This window comes from Parafrankia elaeagni (assembly GCF_000374165.1).
GTDB lineage: Bacteria > Actinomycetota > Actinomycetes > Frankiales > Frankiaceae > Parafrankia > Parafrankia elaeagni.
In genome coordinates this window covers 1-19,182 of sequence record NZ_KB893739.1, presented here as the reverse complement: position 1 = coordinate 19,182, position 19,182 = coordinate 1, and the positions used below count along the sequence as shown (strand labels likewise).

Sequence of the window (19,182 nt, the reverse complement as noted above, 5' to 3'; positions counted from 1 at the left end):
GCATTCGCGTTGTTATTCCATCCGGTCATACTGCAGGTATTACCTCCGGGAGTCTTCCGCGAGAATTCCGCCTGGTTCGCGGACGGGCCGTCGGAAATCCCGGGGACCGCTCCGGCCGGCGCATTCCGCTGTTCGCCCCTGACGGCGGCACCGACACGGGCACCCCATGCACGGCGCTGATGGTTCGTCTACGGAGCGATAGCCCCGGGAACGGGTGGCGTCCCGGCGTGCGGGCGGGCTGGCGTGCCGCCCACGGGCGCCGTGCGGCGGATCCGTAGGCTGGGCGGGTGCTTGTCCTGGCGCTTGACACCTCGACCCCGGCGTGCGCGGTCGCGCTGGTCGAACTGGGTGCGTTCCCCGCCGACCCTCGGCGGCAGGCAGGCCAGGCGACGCAGGACCAGGCCGCGGCGGGCCGGGCACCGTTCGAGCAGCAGGCACCGTTCGAGCAGCAGGCACGGTCCGAGCAGCACGCACGGTCCGAGCAGCAGGCACTGTTCGAGCGGGCGGTGTGGGACGCCCGGCGTCACGGCGAACTGCTTGCGCCACTGGTCGCCGAGGCGCTGGCCGCTGCCGGCATCCGGCCGCTGGACCTGGCCGCTGTCGTCGTCGGTGCCGGCCCCGGGCCCTTCACCAGTCTGCGGGTCGGCATGGTGACGGGGGCCGCGTTCGGCGCCGCGCTCGGCATCCCGGTGTACGGCGTCTGTTCCCTGGACGGGATCGGTGCCGTTACCGACGGCCCGGTCGGTGTCATCACGGACGCCCGCCGCCGAGAGGTCTTCTGGGCCCGCTACCAGGACGGGACGCGTGTCGGTGAGCCCGGTGTCGGTGCCCCGGCCGCGGTCGCGGCGCAGCTGCGAGCGTCCGGTGTCACGCGGGTGACCGGCCCCGGAATCGCCCTCTACCCCGAGGTCTTCGCGGAGTTCGGCCACAGCGCGGGCGGGGCGGCTGGGCGGCCCGTGCCTGGTTCGCCGGCGCCGCCTGTCCTCGTGCGCTGCGTGGCGGCGGACATCCTCGGCGGCCGTGCGCCGGCGCCGCTGGCGCCGCTCTACCTGCGCCGGCCCGATGCCGCGGAACCCCGGCCTCCCAAGACCGTCACCGTGGCGGGCTGACGTGGCCGGTGGTGGTCCGGCCTCGGGGCCGGCGGTGGGCGGCGTCGAGCTGGTTCCCATGCGCTGGTGGCATCTGGGCGGGGTCGCGGTGCTGGAGCGGCAGGTCTTCACCCTCGATCCGTGGTCGGCCGAGCTGTTCTGGTCCGAGCTGGCCCAGGGCGACAGCAGGAACTATCTGATCGCCATGTCGGCCGGCTCGATCGTCGGCTACGCCGGGCTGGCGATGCAGGGGGACGAGTCCTACATCCAGACGATCGGTGTGGTGCCGGCCATGCGGGGCCGTCACGTCGGGTGCCGACTGATGATCGCGCAGCTGCGGGAGGCACGCCGCCGCGGCGCGCGCAGCTGCGGGCTGGAGGTCCGGACGGACAACCGTCCGGCCCGGGCCCTCTACGCCCGGCTCGGTTTCGTCGACCTCGGCGTCCGCCGTGGGTACTACCAGCCGTCGGGTGGCGACGCCTATGTGATGCGGGCCCGGCCGATCGACACGGTCGGGTACGGGTCGATGCTCGACCAGACCGAAGCGGCGATCGACCGGGACGCGAGGGCAGCGTCGTGAGGGCAGTCGTCGTGAGGGCCGCGCCGTGAGAGCGAGACGCGGAGGCAACGTCGTGCGGACGGAACGTGGGGGCGACGTCGTGAAGGTGGCACCGTGACCGACCGCCCACTGGTGCTCGGGATCGAGACGTCCTGTGACGAGACCGGCGTCGGCCTGGTCCGCGGTGGCACGCTGATCGCCGACGCGCTCGCGTCGTCCGTCGACGAGCACGCCCGCTACGGCGGTGTCGTCCCCGAGATCGCGGCCCGCGCGCATCTGGAAGCGATGGTCCCCACCATCGAGCGTGCGCTGGACCGGGCGGGCCTGCGGCACCGCGACGTGGACGCAGTGGCGGTGACAGCGGGCCCCGGGCTCGCCGGTGCTCTGCTGGTGGGTGTCGCGGCGGCGAAGGCCTACGCCCTCGCGCTCGGCGTTCCGCTGCACGGTGTTCATCACCTGGCCGCCCACGTCGCCGTGGACACCCTGGAGCACGGGCCGCTGCCGCGCCCCTCGGTGGCGCTGCTGGTCTCCGGGGGGCACAGCTCGCTGCTGCTGGTGCCCGATCTGGCGACCGAGCCGGTGGTCCCGCTGGGGGCCACCGTGGACGACGCCGCGGGCGAGGCCTACGACAAGGTCGCGCGCCTGCTCGGGATGCCCTTCCCGGGCGGTCCGCCGATCGACGCGGCGGCCCGCGAGGGGCGGGCGGACATCGCGTTCCCCCGTGCCAAGGCGGGAGACGGAACCTTCGACTTCTCCTTTTCCGGTCTCAAGACCGCGGTGGCCCGCTGGGTGGAGGCACGGCAGCGCTCCGGTGAGCCGGTGCCGGTGGCGGACGTTGCCGCGTCCTTCCAGGAGGCGGTCGCGGACGTCCTGACCGCGAAGGCGGTCGCGGCGTGCCGGGCGCAGGGGGTCGACACCCTGGTGATCGGTGGCGGTGTCGCGGCGAACAGCAGACTGCGGGCACTGGCCGCGCTCCGGTGCGAGGCGGCCGGCATCCAGCTGAGGGTGCCGCGGCCGGGGCTGTGCACCGACAACGGAGCCATGGTGGCCGCCCTCGGCTCGCTGCGCGTGGAGGCCGGGGTGGCTCCGTCCCCGTGGGACCTGCCCGCGACCTCCACGCTGCCGTTGTAGACCCTCCGCCGCGAGACCCTCCGCCCGCGCGAGATCCGCCGCCCGCGGGAGACCCTCCTGTCCGGTGCGTTCCGCCGCGGCGCCGTCAGGCCGCCGCGCGTTCCCGGGCGGACAGCTCCGCAGCCTCGAGAGAGGCCTGGAAGACGTCCTTGAACTCGGCGAGCGCGGGGTTCACCGTCGACAAGGTCATCACGACGGTGATGAACTCGATGTCGTCCGCTCCGAGGACCTCGAAGGCGTGGCGCAGGTAGGGGACCTGGTGGTCCCAGCCCTCCTTGGGCGTGCCGGGGGCGTACGAGCCGCCCTGGGCCGTCACGACCGTGACCTTGCGGCCGGCCAGCACCCCGTCGCCGGCCGCGCCGCCCGCCGTCCGCCCCATGACGATGATCTGGTCCAGCCATGCCTTGATCGTCGACGGGTGCGAGTAGTTGTACATCGGCACGCTGATCACGTACTCGTCGGCCTTCTCGACCTCGGCGAGGTACTCCTCGCGGATCCGCACCGCCTCAGCCTGCTCGGCGGTGAACTGCTCGGGGTCGGCGTAGCCGCTCGAGACCAGCGTCCAGCTCAGGTGCGGGGGCGGGGCGGCGGCCAGGTCCCGGTGGGTGACGGTTCCCTGCGGGTTGCGGTCGTGCCAGGCCTCGACGTACGCCGCGGCGATCCCGCGGGAGACCGATCCTTCGGGCGCGATGCTGGAGTCGACGTGCAGCAGGTGGGACATCGCGGCTCTCCTTGATCCGTGGGCTGACGGCTGGTGGCCCGGCCCACGGTCCGATTTCGTGGTCAAGCAGATAGTCGACCTCGAAGATAATCTGTGTCAACACCTATCTGTGGGGAAGACCTGTTCTGATGATCGGATTCCGAGGTGATCGGGGTACTGTGTGAGCGTGGAGGGGTCGTTGGGAGAGATCTCGGCGCTGCCGTCGCGGGCCGCGGCGTCGGTCGACGCGCGCCCGGCTGGTGACGACGGCTCCTGTGGGCTCGTTGTGCCTGCCGCCTGCGATCCCGACTCCGCCTGCGATCCCGACTCCGCTCGTGATCCCGCCACCGACTCCGGCTGCGAGCCGGCTGTCGACGCCGCGTGCGGCGCCGCCGCCGATGCGGATCTCGACCTGCCCGACCATGTCCGCGCCGACCTGGGCTGGATCGTCGGCCAGATCCACCACGGTTACCTGGTCGCGTCGCTCGCCGCGATGGGTGGGCTTCCAGGCGGGCTGAAGGGCTTCTACGTTCTCGGCGCGGCGGTCGAGGGTGCCGCGCACAACCAGATCGAGGTCGCCCGCCGGTTCAACATCGACCGTACGGTCATGGTCCGGCTCGTCGACGAGATGGAGCAGGCTGGTCTCGTCGAGCGGCGCCCTGTCCCGACCGACCGGCGGGCCCGAATGATCATCGCCACGGAGCGCGGCGTGCGGGCGCACGAGCGGGCGCGGTCCGCGCTGCGGGCCGTCGACGACCATGTGCTGGCACCGCTGCCGCCCGCGGAGCGGGAGACCTTCACAGCGCTCGCGCGTGTCGTCTCGGAACATCTGGTCGCGATGGATCCGACGAAGGGTGCCGCGGCGTGCGTGGCCGTCGAGGCGACGCTGAGCCCGGAGGTGCCGCCGGCCGTCGGTCCCGGTCGGCCGGGCGTGGCTCGTGCCGACGCCGGTGCCGGGGATGGCGCCGGTGGTGGTGGCGCGCGGCGCGCCCGGGGCGGTGGCCGCGCCGCGCCGCGCGGCTGATCCCGGCGGCGGTCGCGCTGATGACGACCTGGATGTGGGAGGCCCGGGCGGCCCCGGGGCGGGTCGGTGAGCTGGAGCGCTGGGTCCGCTCCGCGGTGGCGGGCCGGGTCGCCGAGATCTACCTCGGGCGAGGCGAGTCAGCAGGCCTGGTCGTGGTCCTCCTGCACATCGGTGGTGGTGTCGAGGAGTCTTCCGGTGCCGCCGGGCAGCCGCTGCCAGCCCCGCCTGACGAGCTCACGGCGGGGTCGGCGCACGCCTGGCAGTTCGAACGCGCCGATGCCGGTCTTGACAGATCCGACCGTCTTGGTTGACGTCCGTGGTGCGGGTGCTAGGTTGGCACTCGGCACTCGCGAGTGCCAGCGACAGGCGCCTGTTCACCCGCGACGGCAGGCCGCCAGGGTCGCTCTCTCATCCAGCGAAGGAAGGGGGAGGTCGATCGTGACGACCACCGCCACCAAGGTTGCAATCAAGCCGCTCGAGGACCGGATCGTGGTCCAGCCCTCGGACGCCGAGACGACCACCGCGTCCGGCATCGTGATCCCGGACACGGCGAAGGAGAAGCCGCAGGAGGGCACCGTTCTCGCTGTCGGCCCGGGTCGTTTCGAGGACGGCAAGCGCGTCCCGCTCGACGTCAAGGTCGGCGACGTCGTGCTTTACAGCAAGTACGGCGGCACCGAGGTCAAGTACGCGGGCGAGGAGTACCTGGTGCTCTCCGCTCGGGACGTTCTCGCGATCATCGAGAAGTAGCCGGACGCCGGCAAGTAGCAGGCGGGGCGTGTCCCACCGGTGGTCCCCGGTCTCCACCGGGTACCACGGCGGGGCGCGCCCTTCCTGTTCCGCCAGGTAGCGGTGTCGGAGGGACACAACAGGTATGCCGAAGATTCTGACGTTCAACGAGGACGCTCGCCGCTCGCTCGAGCGGGGTGTCAACGCCCTCGCTGACGCGGTCAAGGTGACGATCGGCCCCCGCGGTCGCAATGTCGTCATCAGCAAGTCGTACGGCGCGCCGACGATCACCAACGACGGTGTGACGATCGCGCGTGAGGTCGAGCTGGACGACCCCTACCAGAACCTGGGGGCGCAGCTGGCCAAGGAGGTCGCCACCAAGACCAACGACGTGGCCGGAGACGGCACGACGACGGCGACGGTGCTGGCCCAGGAGATGGTCCGCCAGGGCCTCAAGCAGGTGACGGCGGGCGCTTCCCCGCTCTCGCTCAAGGCCGGCATCGAGGCGGCCGTCCAGGCCGTGTCGTCGGCGCTGCTGGAAGCGGCGATCGAGGTCGACAAGAAGGAAACGATCGCCCAGGTCGCGGCCATCTCGGCGCAGGACAACCAGGTCGGTGAGCTCATCGCCGAGGCGATGGACAAGATCGGCAAGGACGGTGTGATCACCGTCGAGGAGAGCCAGACCATGGGTCTGGACCTCGAGCTCACCGAGGGCATGCAGTTCGACAAGGGCTACATCTCGCCGTACTTCGTGACCGACGCCGAGAGCATGGAGGCCGTCCTCGAGGACGCCTACGTGCTGCTGTACCCCGGCAAGATCGGCGCGCTCACCGAGATCCTGCCGATCCTCGAGCAGGTCGTGCAGGAGCGCAAGCCACTGCTGATCGTCGCCGAAGACGTCGAGGGCGAGGCGCTGTCCACTCTCGTGGTCAACGCGGTCCGCAAGACCTTCCAGGTCGTCGCGGTGAAGGCCCCCGGCTTCGGGGACCGTCGCAAGGCGATGCTGCAGGACATCGCGGCCCTCACCGGTGGCCAGGTCGTCGCCGCCGAGGTGGGTCTCAAGCTCGACTCGATCACGCTCGCAGAGCTCGGTCGCGCCCGCCGGATCGTCGTCGACAAGGACGTCACCACCATCGTCGACGGCGGTGGCGAGGCCGGCGCCGTCAGCGAGCGGGTGCGGCAGATCAAGCAGGAGATCGAGCTCTCGGATTCCGACTGGGACCGGGAGAAGCTCCAGGAGCGCCTGGCCAAGCTCGCCGGCGGTGTCGCGGTCATCCGCGTCGGCGCCGCGACCGAGGTCGAGCTCAAGGAGAAGAAGCACCGCCTCGAGGACGCCGTCTCGGCGACCCGGGCCGCGGTCGAGGAAGGCATCGTGGCGGGCGGCGGCAGCGCCCTTGTCCACGCCGCCACGGCCCTCGACGGCGACCTCGGTCGTACCGGTGACGAGCGGTCCGGGGTGCGGATCGTGCGCGCCGCGCTCGACGCGCCGCTGACCTGGATCGCGCGCAACGCCGGGCTGGAGGGCGCGGTGATCGTGTCCAAGGTGCGCGAAGGCGTGACCGGTCACGGTTTCAACGCGGCGACCGGCGAGTACGGCGACCTGGTGGCCGCCGGTGTGGTCGACCCGGTGAAGGTCACCCGTTCCGCGGTGGCGAACGCGGCCTCGATCGCCGCGCTGCTGATCACCACCGAGGGTCTGGTGGCGGAGAAGCCGGCCGAGGCCGAGGCCGGCGACGGCCATGGCCACTCGCACGGTGGGCACGGGCACTCCCACTCGCACGGCCCGGGCTTCTGATCCGTCCGGGTAGCCGTGCGGCCGGTCGCGCAGCAGCGCGCCGGCCGCACGGAGCATCACGGTGACAGAGGCGCGGGGGACGAGGCCCGGTCGGTACCAGTCGGACTGGTACCGACCGGGCCTCGTCCGCTTTCCGCCCGGTGGTCGGTGCGCCGTCCGTCGGTACCGATGCCGGTGGCCTGCCGGTCGGCTGGACGGGCGGGGCGCCACCCGAGGTCGTGCACCTGACAGCTGATCGCGGGCCGCTCACCCGTCGCGGGTGGTCGCCGGGGTTGGGGCGACATGTCCCCGCAAGGAGCACCGAAGCGGTCGGCTGCCAGGCGCCCCGCGCGATCTCCGTGGGTCGTCGGTGTCGACGATCCGGAAACGCGAGATCCCCGGGTCCGTCCCGTTCGACGGGGATGGACCCGGGGATCTCGTCATCCGACGGCCCGGCCGTCTAGCAGGCCGGGGCGAGACCTGGCCTCGCCGGTGCATGGCGGGCAGCACCCCGGCGGGTGCGTCCGGTCAGGACCGCCTCCCGCTCGGACTCACTCATCCCGCCCCATACTCCGTAGGGCTCCCGGGCGGCTAGGGCATGTTCCCCGCAGGCCCGGACAACCGGACAACGCGCGCAGATGGCCTTCGCTGCGGCTTCCCTGGCGGCACGGGCCGGGCCGCGCTCCCCCTCCGGATGGAAGAAGAGCTCGGTGCTCTCGCCTCGGCAGGCACCGTGGAGCTGCCACTCCCACTTCTCCGCGCCGGGGCCTGGAAGTCGTCGGACGTCGGTCATAGGCCTGACCCCCCTTTCGACCTGAGCGGCTGGCGCCGCGACTACCCGGTCACCGTAGCCGCCCGCCATCGACTCGAGATCTTGGAATTTCACCCGGTCGACCGGCGCCGTCTCCCTGCTGGCGGACCGCGCCCCCGACGCGGATCGGGTCGGGAGCGGGCGGGACGGCGCGACCAGGGGCAACCGTGGACGTCCGACCACGCCGGGTACCGACACCGCGCAGGTCGCCGCCAACCAGTCGACAGCTGGCGGATGCGCGCGCCGCCGGCAGTTGACGCCTACCCGTCGCCAGGGTCGTAACACGAATCAGCATCCGAATTCCCGGCGCAGACGAAAATGATCACCGGGCGTAGGGTGAGGCCGCGATCCGGTGGCCTACGCAGCGGCGCGGCAAGGGGTGCGCGGCAAGGGGTGCGCGGCAAGGGGTGCGCGGCAAGGGGTGCGCGGCGCGGGAACAGGCCCAGGGCGGCGCGGTGCACCGCGGGGACAGGCCCAAGAAAGATGGGCACGCGCAGCGTCGCGCGTGCCCGGAATCAGTGACCTTCGAACGGCGGCCGGGTGGACCGGTCGGCCGGGGGGCGGGGGCGGCGGTGGGCCGCCCGGGGGTCAGCGGGTGTCCGCCTCGGAGGCCGCCGACGCCTCGTACGCGCCGTCGGCGAAGCCGCGCGCATAGTCCCAGCTCACGTAGCAGGCTGGGTCCGGGGCGTAGGCGGGCTCGTGCACCCGGGTGCGCCCCTCGTCGAGGAGATGGCGCAGATTCCCGGCCAGCAGGTCCCAGTCGAAGTAGTGCGGCTCGGCGCACCCCTCGCAGTCGACCACCAGGCCCCGGTAGCCACGTGGTTCGAGCAGCGTCCGGAAGACGTCGAGGTCGCCCAGCTCGGCTAGGATCTCTTCCCGCTCCCGGAGGGACAGCGGTTCGAGCAGGTCCAGATCCTCGGCGGAATCGAGCTGCGCGAGCTCGGCCGCCGGGTCCTCGGGGTCGCCCGCGAAGGGGTCGAGGGGCTCGTTGCTCACGAGGAACACGCTACGCTTGTAGCCACAGCTTAGTGGTCCCGATACCGAGTCCGGCACTGACGTGCGGGGCATTCGTTCCAGATGCCCGAATCTGTCCCAGCCTGGATGGCTTCCCGTGGTGCCTACGCTGCTCTCAGGGTGTGTCCCGGAGATCCCGGCGCCCCTGGTCCGTGCCCGGTCTGCCTGTTGTCGGCATCCCTTCCGCCCGATTCCGGTGACAGGTTCGCGGTCTTTGTGCTAGTGAGCCAGTATTCCGCTTTGGGTGGGCAGTAGCCGGGCCGGTTGAGTACGGAGCAGGGTGCGATCCGCGGTCGGGAGGCTCGTCCGTGGCCTGTGTGGTGCTCTCGGTCACGCGGGGCAGTTCGGGGCCGATGTCGGGCCTCTACGATGGGGGCATCACCGTCGCCCGACCGGCGGGCCGCGCACGAAGCCGCATGCGCGACAGGTCCTTCCCGACCTGCGTCTGCTGCTCCTGACCTGCGTCTGCCCCTGACATGTCCACCGAGCGTGGGCCGGCTCGCCCGGTAGCCGGGTGCGGGATCCCCACGCGCCGCGGGGTAGCCACCGCAGGCGCGGGGCCGACGCGAACGGAAAGGTGCCATGGACGGTTCCGCCGCCACTCCGACGACCTCGACCACGCGTGCGGCCGGAGAACCCCGCATCGACCCGGCACCCGGCCCGGCGGCCGACGTCCGGTCCGCGCCCGGGGCTGAGGGGGCAGCCCTTCCCCCGAAGCTGGCGATGCTCGGCCTCACCTACGACGATGTGCTCCTCCTTCCGGCCGCCTCCGAGGTGGTTCCGTCCTCGGTGGACACATCCACCCGGCTGTCCCGCAACATCTCCCTGGCCGTGCCGCTGGTCTCCTCCGCGATGGACACGGTGACCGAGGCGCGGATGGCGATCGCGATGGCGCGCCAGGGCGGTGTCGGCGTCCTGCACCGCAACCTGTCGGTTGACGAGCAGGCACAGCAGGTCGACATGGTGAAGCGGTCCGAGTCGGGCATGATCACCGCGCCGATCACCTGCGGCCCGGACGCGACGATCGAGGACGCGAACGTCCTGATGGCGCGGTACCGCATCTCAGGCGTCCCGGTGACCCAGCCGGACGGTCTGCTCCTCGGCATCGTGACCAACCGCGACATCCGCTTCGAGCGTGACTACACCCGCCGGGTCCGCGACGTGATGACCCCGATGCCGCTGGTCACCGCTCCGGTGGGTGTGTCGGCGGACGACGCCCTGGGTCTGCTGCAACGCCACAAGGTGGAGAAGCTGCCCATCGTCGACGACGCCGGCCGCCTGCGCGGGCTGATCACGGTGAAGGACTTCACCAAGCGCGAGCAGTACCCGCACGCCACGAAGGACGCCGACGGGCGCCTCGTGGTGGGAGCCGCCATCGGCGTCGGTGAGGACGCCCTCAAGCGTGCCCAGGTCCTCGTCGCGGCCGGGGTCGACTTCCTCGTCGTCGACACGGCGCACGGCCACCACCGTGCCGTGCCGGACATGATCGCCCGGCTCAAGGTCGAGATGCCCACCGGCGCCAACGGCCGGCCGCTGGACATCATCGGCGGCAACGTGGCCACCGCCGCCGGCGCCGCCGCTCTCGTCGCCGCCGGTGCCGACGCGGTCAAGGTGGGGGTCGGGCCCGGCTCCATCTGCACCACCCGGGTCGTGTCCGGTGTCGGGGTGCCGCAGGTGACCGCGATCTACGAGGCGGCGCGCGCGGCGCGGGCGGCCGGCGTCCCGGTCATCGGCGACGGCGGCCTGCAGTACTCCGGCGACATCGCCAAGGCGATCGCGGTCGGGGCCGACACGGTGATGCTCGGCAGCCTGCTCGCCGGCGTCGACGAGAGCCCGGGGGAGCTCATCTTCATCAACGGCAAGCAGTACAAGTCCTACCGCGGGATGGGTTCGCTCGGCGCCATGCGCAGCCGCGGGGGTAACCGGTCCTACTCGAAGGACCGGTACTTCCAGGACGACGTCCTGTCGGACGACAAGCTCGTCCCGGAGGGCGTCGAGGGCCAGGTGCCCTACCGGGGCTCGCTCGCGGGCATGGCCCACCAGCTCATCGGCGGCCTGCGGGCGGCGATGGGGTACACCGGCTCGGCGACGATCCGCGACCTGCAGGAGTACAGCCAGCTGGTGCGGATCACCTCCGCCGGCCTCACCGAGAGCCACGCGCACGACGTCCAGATGACCGTCGAGGCGCCGAACTACACCCGGTGAGCCCGGCTGCCTCTCGTCACGGCCTGCCGCCGGCCGGACGGGCAGGATGGTCGGCGGAACTAGCCAAGGTTGACCAGGAGGCCGGACACGGTGGCTGACGTCGAGATCGGTATCGGGAAGAGTGCGCGGCTGGCCTATGGGCTGGACGCCGTGGGCATCGTCCCCTCGCGGCGTACCCGCGACCCAGCCGACGTGTCGCTCGGCTGGGAGATCGACGCCTACCGCTTCGACCTGCCGATCGTCGCCGCGGCGGCCGACGCGGTGACCTCGCCGACGTCGGCGATCGCGCTCGGGCGTCTCGGCGGGCTCGGTGTCCTGCACCTGGAAGGGCTGTGGACCCGGCACGAGGAGCCCGAGCCGCTGCTGGCGGAGGTGGCGGCGCTCGGCGCCGAGGCCGGCGCGCTCGCGGCGGCCGGGCGGCTGCGCGAGCTGTACACCGCTCCGGTGCAGCCGGACCTGATCGGCGCCCGGCTGCTCGAGATGCGGGAGGCGGGCATCGTCACCGCCGCCGCGCTGCGACCGCAGAAGGTCCGGTCGCTGTGTCCGTACGTCGTCGCGGCCGGCGTCGACCTCCTGGTCATCCATGGCACGGCGGTGTCGGCGGAGCACCAGTCCCGGCGGACCGAGCCGCTCAATCTCAAGCAGTTCATAGGACAGCTCGACATTCCGGTCATCGTCGGCGGCTGTGCCTCCTTCTCCACCGCACTGCACCTGATGCGGACGGGGGCCGCCGGCGTGATCGTCGGCGTCGGCGGCGGCCTGGGTGACGACACGGCCGCAACCCTCGGAATCGGTGTGCCGCTGGCGACGGCCATCGCCGACGCCGCAGGCGCGCGAATGCGCTACCTCGACGAGTCCGGTGGCCGCTACGTGCACGTCATCGCGCATGGCGACCTGCGCAGTGGGGGGGACGTGGCGAAGGCCGTGGCGTGCGGTGCCGACGCGGTGATGGTGGATTCGCTGCTGGCGCAGGCAGTGGACGCCCCGGGTCAGGGCGCGGTCTGGTCGATGGAGATGCTCCACTCCGATCTGCCGCGAGGGCAGTGGGCACAGCTGCCGGCATCCCGCTCCGTGGCGGAGATCCTCACCGGAGCCGGGGGGGACGCCGTGGACGGTGTGGCGAACATCGCCGGAGCGCTGCGCGCGGCCATGGCCACTACGGGCTACGCGACGTTGAAGGAGTTCCAGAAGGCCGAGATCATGGTCGCCGCCGGCGGCTGACGGGGCGGTGCCTGACCGGCCCGCGGCATGCGGATGCCACGGCGCCGACCCGGGCGCCGTGGGTGCCGATCCGTCGTGGCACTCTGGGAGCCGTCCGTCTCCGGAGTGAAGGACGGCTGATGCGCCTCGACGAGAACGGCCGCTGGGTCAGCGACGACGGCGCCTATGTCTGGGACGAACCCGCCCAGACCTGGCGGCTCGCGAACGTCGCGTCGCGTTCCGACCCGCCCATGGCGAGCTCCGCTGCCTCAGGTCCCGCTGTCACGGGCTCCGCTGCCACGGGCTCCGCCGCGGCGGTCTCCGCCGGGCCGGCACGCCCGGGCCAGGGGAGTGGGGTGGAGAGCCCCCGGCGCGGCGGCTACTGGGTGGGTGCCCCGGCCTCGACTGGCGAGAACACGACGGATTTCCGGGTCGGCGCGCCGGACGCGGCCTCGCCCGGCGAGGCCGCCCGCCAGGCCGGCGGCTGGACGCCGCCAGACGGTGGCTCCGGTGGCCCCGCCCCGACCGGCCCGATCTTCACCGGCGAGGCCTACACCGGGCCCACGCCCACGGCGGGCACTTTCGTCGGCTACCAGACCGGCCCGCAGGCGACCCGGCCGGGCCCGTCCCGTCCCGGCCCGGCCCGCACCGGGCCGGGAGCAGCAGACCTGGCCGGCACCGGCCCGTTCGACCACGCCACACCGGCTGGCCGCGGCGTCGACCGCGCCGGCCCGACCGCCGATCCGCCGGGTGCCGATCAGCTCGGGAGCGGTGCCCATCCTTTGGTCTCCGTCCCGAAGAACCGGGCACCTGGCAACGCCGATCCCGGGACCGCCGACCTGGGGACCAGGAACCCGGAGCACACGGATCCGCTCGCACCCCGCGTGCCGGGAGGGCCCGCCGCTCCCGTGCTCCAGAAGGATCCACAGAGCGGATCCGAGCCGCCCGAGCACACCGAGGGCATTCCTCGGCGGACAGTCCAGCCCCGGCAGCCATCCGCCGGGCGTCCCGCCTTCGGGGCCGAGGGCTCGCCCGGCGGCGCCGGGTCGCGCGCGGGGTCCGGGCCGCGGGCCGCCCTGGGCTCGGGCGCGGATCTGGATGACGCCGACGCCGATACCGACCAGGACGATGACGAGGACGCCTGGTACAACGCCCCGGCATCCGCGCGCCGCCCGCCGGTGCGCCGGATGCGTGGGCAGCGCCAGCCGGGGATGTTGGACGACCCGTCCGCGGACTGGAACGACGACCCCGACGACCCCGACGGCGCCGGCTCTGCTGACGGCGACTCCGGCGGCGGCGATGCCGGGGTCGCGGCGGACCGTGGGGGGCTGCCGGGCCGGCTCGTCGCGACGTTGCGCCGGCCGGTCGTGGCCGCGGTCGCGCTCGCGGTCGCGCTCGTGGCGGCACTCGGAGTCGCCGGCTTCATCGTCCTGGGCGGCGACGACGCGCCCGCGGTGACCGGCCCGGTGGCTGCGGGCGAAGGCCGGTACGACCCGAAGCTCCGCCAGACCTACATCAACGAATGCCTCAACGTCAGCGACGGCAACGAGCGCTTCTGCACCTGCACCCTGACGAAACTGGAGGGCCAGTACACCCAGGACCAGTACCTGGCCCTCAATCGGGACGTCAGTTCCGACAGCTCCCAGCGCATCGTGCGCGAGATCTACACGGCCTGCCGCAATCTCCGATGAGAGCGTCCGTGTACAGTGTGATGATCCCGTTTGCGACCGATTCGCGTTCGTCTCGGTCGATTCCGTGGTCCGTTTCGGGCGTGCGGGACGGTCGTGGCCACATGCGCGGTCGCAGTCATGAGCCTCGTCGGCGAGAGCGGTCGACGAGCGGAGTCGACGAGGCTGCGACAGCGCGGTGCGGGCCTGGTGCCGGGCGACGCGGGCCCAACCATCGCGGTGGCAGGCGGGTGATTGATCCGTGACAACAGACAGCACGGACCGACCCTCCGGCGGCCGTCGCGACGACGACTTCTTTGCCGTCGAGCGGGTCGGTGAACCCGAGGAGGCGGCTCCGCCCTACCGCCCGGCACCGACGTCCGGCGGCGGGTGGGACACAACCCCGTGGCCGTCATCCGGTCCTGATGTCGGCGGCGGTCCGGCAGGCGGCCCCGTGATCGTCGGTGGCGGCCCTGTGGTCAGCGGTGGCGGCCCGGTCGTCAGTGGTGGTCCGGTCATGGGCGGGGCTGGTGGTGTCGTCGTTGGCGCGCCGAGCAGCGACCCGTTCGACGTCAGTTCGACGTGGAGCGGCCCGTCGCCGCTGGCTGCCGGTCCGGCGGTCGAGGTCGAAACCTCCCGTGGTGTTCCTGACGGCCGTGGCGCGACCCCCGCTCCGTCCAACGCGGTTCCCCTGCCGCCAGGCCTGCCGGCCGTTGCGAGGCCTGAACCCGGGCCACCGGTCACCGATGTGTTCGGCTCACCTTCCGGCTACGGCACGGAGCAGCGGGGCTACGTTGAGTCCACACCCCCGCCGCGCTATCCGACCGAGCGTTCGCCCCTTCTGCCGGCCCACCCGGTCACTCCCGCCGGCCCGACCGGTCCTGTCGGTCCGGCAACCGGATCGGTGCGTATCGGAGGCGAGCAGAGCGGCTATCCGGGCTACGGCGCGGCCGTTCCGCAGGAGACGCCGCAGCCGCAGCGGCAGCCGCATCCCGACACGGACCGGCCGCGCAGCGGTGGCCCGCTCCGCCCGGACCAGACCGGCGGATTCCCCCGGCCCTACCAGACCGGCGGGTTCCGCCGACCGGCGGCCGGGTACTCCGGTCAGCCCGAAGGAACCGGGCCGGCGGCCGTCGACCCCTGGAACGGTGCAGGTTCGGGCACCGGGCAGCAGATGGGCGCCTCGCTACCGCCCCGGCAGGGTCCGCCGACCGGCGGGCTGCCGCGGGTCGCGCGACCGCCGCAGGACGGATACCCGACCCGCTCCGATCCGCCGCCCGGCCCCGGCCCCGGCCCGGCCAGCGGCCCCTATGTTCTGGGCGGCACTGGTCTGGGTGGGACGGACACCGGTGGATACCGCATCGGTGGCCCGGGTGGGTACGGCGTCGAATCCGGCCCTGCCCACGGCTCGTCCGCCCCGCCCCCCGGTGGATCTTTGCGTCCCGCCGGCGCCCTGCCGCCCGGCACGCCGTCACCGGCGAGCCTGCCGCCAGGGAATTCGCCGCCAGCGAGTCCGTACCCGTCCGGCGGCCCGGCGGTCACGGGCGGGATGCCCATCGGAGGCGGGTTCGGGCCGCGGGCTGGCACGACCGGCGCTGCTGGCACGACCGGCGCTGCTGGCACGGCCGGCACCGCCGGATCGGGCAGTGCGATGCCACTCGGCGCCGCCGGCGGGCACAGCGCACTCGCACCGGGCGCCAACGGAGGAGCCCCCGGCGGTACGGGCCCGGCGCCGGTGCGCACGCGGGCCTCGCTTCCGTCCGGTTCCTGGTCCACCCCGTCGTCACCGGGCCTGCCGATGGCGGATCGGGCTGGTGAGTCACGTGGCGGTGAGGCGTCGGGCCCATGGCGCGCCCCGGGTCGGGATGGGCCCCAGGACTACCTTCCCGCGCGGCGCCGCGGTGCTGAGCCACTGCCGCCCGGTATGGATCCACTGTCCGGGCCGCTGCCGAACGGGGTACCGGCCCGGGTGGACGGGCCAGGCTCGGGCCGCCCGGGCGCAGGTGCTCTGGGCCCAGGTGCCCCGGGCACCGGTCCCGGCGCCCTGTCGGGGCCGTCCGGGCCCTGGCGTGCGCTGCCGGCCGGCACGCCGGTAGAGGACACGATTCTCACCGCGCGGCCGTCCTTCCGGCCGGGCACGGACATCCCTGCGCTGCCCCCGGGCCGGTCCGGTGAGCCGGGCACCGGCGGTGCCGTCGGTGCCACGGGTCCGGGAGGTCTGGGAGGCCCGGGAACGGCCCCATCGGGTGCCGGACCGGGTTCCGGATCCGGGATGGGTCCGCAGGGCGCCGCGAGTCCCGCTGTCACCACGACCGGTCCGGGCCGCGGGAGGCGTCCCGAGAGCGCGGTCGAGATGACGTCGCTGGTGACCCGCCGGGGCCGCGGGCGGAGCGGGGTCGACCGGGAGGAGGACCCGGGCTGGCAGCCGTCCCGCTCGGTGCGCCGCACCGGGCAGCGAGGCGTGCCGGCCGACCGTCGGCGCACCCCGAACCCGGTGACCGACACGGACAGTCTGCAGGCCGTCTCGACACCGGCGCCACGGCGCGGGTCGCCCCGGCCGGGCGAGGCACGGGACGACGCCGGCCTGGACGAGACGGGGACCGCCGGGCGCATCCGCACGCCGCGCCGGGACCGGTCCGCCGCCGGCGCGCCGGACATTGAGGATCTGCGCCCGGAGAACCGCCGGTCGGCGGCGCGCGGCGCGGGCCGTGCGGGGCGCCGCGGCCGGGACACGGGTGCCACCGACGTGGCAGGTCTGGACCGTGCGGAGGCGGCGGACGGGCTCGACGGGCTCGACAGCCGCGGTACCGGCAGCCGCGGGACGGGTACTCGTGGCACCGGCAGCCGTGGGTCCGCGGCTCGCGGCGCTGGTGGCCGTGGCGACAGCGGCCGTGGCGACAGCGGCCGTGGTGACGGCGGCCGCGGCAGCGGCGGGACCGGTCCGCGCGGCGGTGCCGCGGCGGAACGCCGGGGGACCCGTGCGGTCGGTGTGCTCGAACCCGCGGATCTCCACGACGAGCCGGACGAGAACTCCGCGTCGCCGGAGGCCGACCGGTTCGCCTGGCTCAAGCATGGCTGGATCGGCCCGCTGGGAATTGCCCTGGTGGTGTCGCTGCTCGTGGTCGGGCTGTACACGGTGCTGATGGGCGGGGACAGCAACGAGCAGTCATCGCCCGAGCCGACGTCGCCGCAGACCAGCCAGGTCGCCCAGGAGCCGACCACGCAGGAGGCCCTGCAGGGCAGGGCCCTGGTCAACGGGACCTGGCGCTGCCGCCTGATGATCGATGTGAACTCCGCCGGTGAGCCGCTGCCGGATGTGTTCGTCGTCGAGCCGACGGGGCTGACGTACCGGTGGAACAACACCCCGGGGGAGTACAGGATGGATCCCTCGCAGGGCGATAATCCGGACACCACGGTCGCCGCCGTTCAGTTCACCAGCGGCCCGCTCGCGGGAGTGTCCGGGGACAGCCTCGTTTCCCCCGGTCGCGGAGCGGGCGGCAGGGCGGAGGGAACCCTCTTCCTCCGCGCGGCGCAGAACCAGCCGGACCGGGCCTGCTACGTGAACTGATCCGCCTCCGTACTCCTCCTCCGTACTCCTCCGCCACGCGGGCGGGGTTCTCCCTCATGAAGTGCGCCCTTTGTGGAATGCGGGTGCAGTGGTGAGAGCCGGGCGCGGGCGGTGAGTGCCGGACGCGATCGCCGTCAGCGCCGCGGATCGACCTCGCTGCGCTGCGTGAGGGCTTACCGGAGAAGCCCGACAAATGGGATCGGCACGCTATCCGATGTTCCTGGCGGCCCGCCAGTCCGCGGACCCGGTGAATTGCATTTTCCGGTCATGGGGCAGGATCGTGTGTCATGTTCTGGTCTGACCGTGTTGCTGGTACCAGGCGGCGGCACGCCGCTCAGGAAATCTTGAACCACGGAGGTTCTGGCCTCCCTGATCCCGGCGGAGCGGACCTGGTCACGGCGCCGGAGAGCCCGGCCGGCCCCCGCGTCGAGATGCGTCCGGAGGGCTGGCGGCTGGTCGACCGTCGGGGCCTTCTCAAGGCGGCGGGAATGGCCGCGGCTGCGGTTCCCTCGGCTGCCCTGCTGGCTGCCTGCGGCGGCGGTTCGAGCGGCAGCGGCAGTCGTGCGGTGCGTATCGGCATGGTCAGCCCGCAAACCGGTGCACTGCGGAACTACGCCGATGTCGACAATCATGTTGTCGAGCGGATGCGGAACCACTTCAAGGACGGCATCCGGGTCGGCAGGAACACGCTGCCGGTGGAGATCTTTGTCCGGGACGGGCAGTCCGACCGCAACAGGGCCGCCTCCGCCGCCGCCGACCTCATTTTCACCGACCGCGTCGACGTCGTCCTGGTCGGTGGCACCGCGGACAACGTGAACCCGGTGTCCGACATCTGCGAGGCGCAGGGAGTTCCCTGTATCTCGTCCGCGGTGCCGTGGGAGGCCTGGTTCTATGCTCGCGGCGGTGATCCGCAGCGACCGTTCGTCTGGACCTACCACCTCAACTGGGGCATGGCCGATCTGCGGGCGGCCTACCGGGGCCTGTGGAGCCCGCTGGAGGTCCCCCGCAGCGTGGCGCTGCTGCTACCGCGGGACCAGGAGGGCGACGCGTTCGCCAATGTCGACTACGGTCTGCCCAAACTGGGGGAGGAAGGCTTCCAGATCGTCGGGAACCCGGCGGATTACCGTTACAACGTGGACGCCCGCTCCTACTCGTCGATAGTGCAGAACATCGTCGAGAACGAGGTATCCATTATCGCCGGCGTGCCCAATGTGACGGACTTCTCCGCGTTCTGGCGTGAGCTGAACGCGGAGAACTACCGGCCGCACATCGTGTGCCTGTCGCGGGCGCTTCTCTTCCGCGACGACCTGCAGGCCTTCGGTACCGCTGCGAAGGGATTCTCGACCGAGGTGGGCTGGTCCCCGCGGCACCAGTTCCGCAGCTATCTCACCCAGCGTACGGCGGAGGAGATCGCGGCCGAGTACAACGACGACAAAGGGCGGCCCTGGCCCAGGGCTGCGCAGAGATCGCACCAGGTTGTGATCAGTGACGTTCCGTAGCCACGTTGTGGGGCGCCTCAAGGTGCCTTGCGCGGAGCGGAGCGAGTTGGATGCGATCCCGCCACGCTCGCCCGGGATGGGCCGCACAAATCAAGGCCACGCACACCCGGATCAAATTCCGAGGAAACGACGCAGAGCTTCACCGGAGAAACTCCGGCAGCCGAATTACCGAAAACGTGGCCAGCCGTAGTGACGGAAGTGGCCTTCCAGTCGGAT

15 protein-coding genes are annotated in these 19,182 nt (G+C 72.6%); 12 read left to right on the top strand and 3 right to left on the bottom strand.

Features of this window, described 5'->3' with window-relative positions; translation table 11 throughout:
- Positions 1-287 precede the first annotated feature (287 nt).
- From tsaB to tsaD, 3 genes are all read left to right on the top strand, one after another.
- Complete coding sequence (gene tsaB / locus B207_RS0120275; RefSeq protein WP_018638436.1) at positions 288-1,109, top strand: tRNA (adenosine(37)-N6)-threonylcarbamoyltransferase complex dimerization subunit type 1 TsaB; 822 nt, start codon at positions 288-290, stop codon at positions 1,107-1,109.
- Positions 1,110-1,167: 58 nt separating this feature from the next.
- A complete protein-coding gene (gene rimI, locus B207_RS0120270; RefSeq protein WP_051102603.1) occupies positions 1,168-1,668 on the top strand; it encodes a ribosomal protein S18-alanine N-acetyltransferase in 501 nt (166 codons plus the stop codon).
- 93 nt (positions 1,669-1,761) lie between these two features.
- The gene (tsaD, locus tag B207_RS0120265) at positions 1,762-2,778 is read left to right on the top strand and encodes a tRNA (adenosine(37)-N6)-threonylcarbamoyltransferase complex transferase subunit TsaD (protein ID WP_018638434.1); all 1,017 of its coding nucleotides are present in this window, start codon (positions 1,762-1,764) and stop codon (positions 2,776-2,778) included.
- A gap of 85 nt (positions 2,779-2,863) precedes the next feature.
- Here tsaD and B207_RS0120260 read toward each other — a convergent pair whose 3' ends face one another.
- A complete protein-coding gene (locus tag B207_RS0120260) occupies positions 2,864-3,499 on the bottom strand; it encodes an FMN-dependent NADH-azoreductase (RefSeq protein WP_018638433.1) in 636 nt (211 codons plus the stop codon).
- Positions 3,500-3,677: 178 nt separating this feature from the next.
- On the opposite strand from B207_RS0120260, the gene B207_RS0120255 reads away from it, so the two are divergent.
- From B207_RS0120255 to groL, 4 genes are all read left to right on the top strand, one after another.
- On the top strand, positions 3,678-4,502 hold the full coding sequence (locus B207_RS0120255; protein WP_018638432.1) for a MarR family winged helix-turn-helix transcriptional regulator: 825 nt from the start codon (positions 3,678-3,680) through the stop codon (positions 4,500-4,502).
- Positions 4,503-4,522: 20 nt separating this feature from the next.
- On the top strand, positions 4,523-4,813 hold the full coding sequence (locus B207_RS0120250) for a hypothetical protein (protein ID WP_018638431.1): 291 nt from the start codon (positions 4,523-4,525) through the stop codon (positions 4,811-4,813).
- Positions 4,814-4,940: 127 nt separating this feature from the next.
- Positions 4,941-5,249: a co-chaperone GroES gene (groES, locus tag B207_RS0120245; RefSeq protein WP_018638430.1), complete on the top strand. Its 309-nt coding sequence runs from the start codon at positions 4,941-4,943 to the stop codon at positions 5,247-5,249.
- Positions 5,250-5,373: 124 nt separating this feature from the next.
- Positions 5,374-7,023 (top strand): chaperonin GroEL, encoded by a 1,650-nt coding sequence (groL, locus tag B207_RS0120240; RefSeq protein WP_018638429.1) that lies wholly within the window; start codon positions 5,374-5,376, stop codon positions 7,021-7,023.
- 439 nt (positions 7,024-7,462) lie between these two features.
- On the opposite strand, the gene B207_RS38610 is transcribed toward groL, so the two are convergent.
- Both B207_RS38610 and B207_RS0120235 read right to left on the bottom strand, forming a co-directional pair.
- Complete coding sequence (locus tag B207_RS38610) at positions 7,463-7,795, bottom strand: WhiB family transcriptional regulator (protein WP_035741549.1); 333 nt, start codon at positions 7,793-7,795, stop codon at positions 7,463-7,465.
- A gap of 606 nt (positions 7,796-8,401) precedes the next feature.
- Positions 8,402-8,818, bottom strand: a complete 417-nt coding sequence (locus tag B207_RS0120235; protein ID WP_018638427.1) for a DUF5319 domain-containing protein — start codon at positions 8,816-8,818, stop codon at positions 8,402-8,404.
- A gap of 732 nt (positions 8,819-9,550) precedes the next feature.
- Between B207_RS0120235 and guaB the strand changes: the two genes are divergently transcribed.
- The 5 genes from guaB to B207_RS0120210 all read left to right on the top strand — a co-directional run bounded on the left by guaB (position 9,551) and on the right by B207_RS0120210 (position 18,966).
- Entirely contained in the window at positions 9,551-11,032 is a 1,482-nt protein-coding gene (gene guaB, locus B207_RS0120230) for an IMP dehydrogenase (protein WP_230205147.1), read from the top strand.
- Positions 11,033-11,122: 90 nt separating this feature from the next.
- Positions 11,123-12,253, top strand: a complete 1,131-nt coding sequence (locus B207_RS0120225; protein WP_018638425.1) for a GuaB3 family IMP dehydrogenase-related protein — start codon at positions 11,123-11,125, stop codon at positions 12,251-12,253.
- A gap of 119 nt (positions 12,254-12,372) precedes the next feature.
- The gene (locus B207_RS0120220; RefSeq protein WP_026311258.1) at positions 12,373-13,923 is read left to right on the top strand and encodes a hypothetical protein; all 1,551 of its coding nucleotides are present in this window, start codon (positions 12,373-12,375) and stop codon (positions 13,921-13,923) included.
- Positions 13,924-16,171: 2,248 nt separating this feature from the next.
- Entirely contained in the window at positions 16,172-17,467 is a 1,296-nt protein-coding gene (locus tag B207_RS40730) for a hypothetical protein (RefSeq protein WP_195905327.1), read from the top strand.
- 344 nt (positions 17,468-17,811) lie between these two features.
- Positions 17,812-18,966 carry an ABC transporter substrate-binding protein gene (locus B207_RS0120210; RefSeq protein ID WP_018638424.1) on the top strand — a complete coding sequence of 385 codons (1,155 nt, stop codon included), beginning with the start codon at positions 17,812-17,814 and terminating at the stop codon, positions 18,964-18,966.
- Positions 18,967-19,182 lie beyond the last annotated feature (216 nt).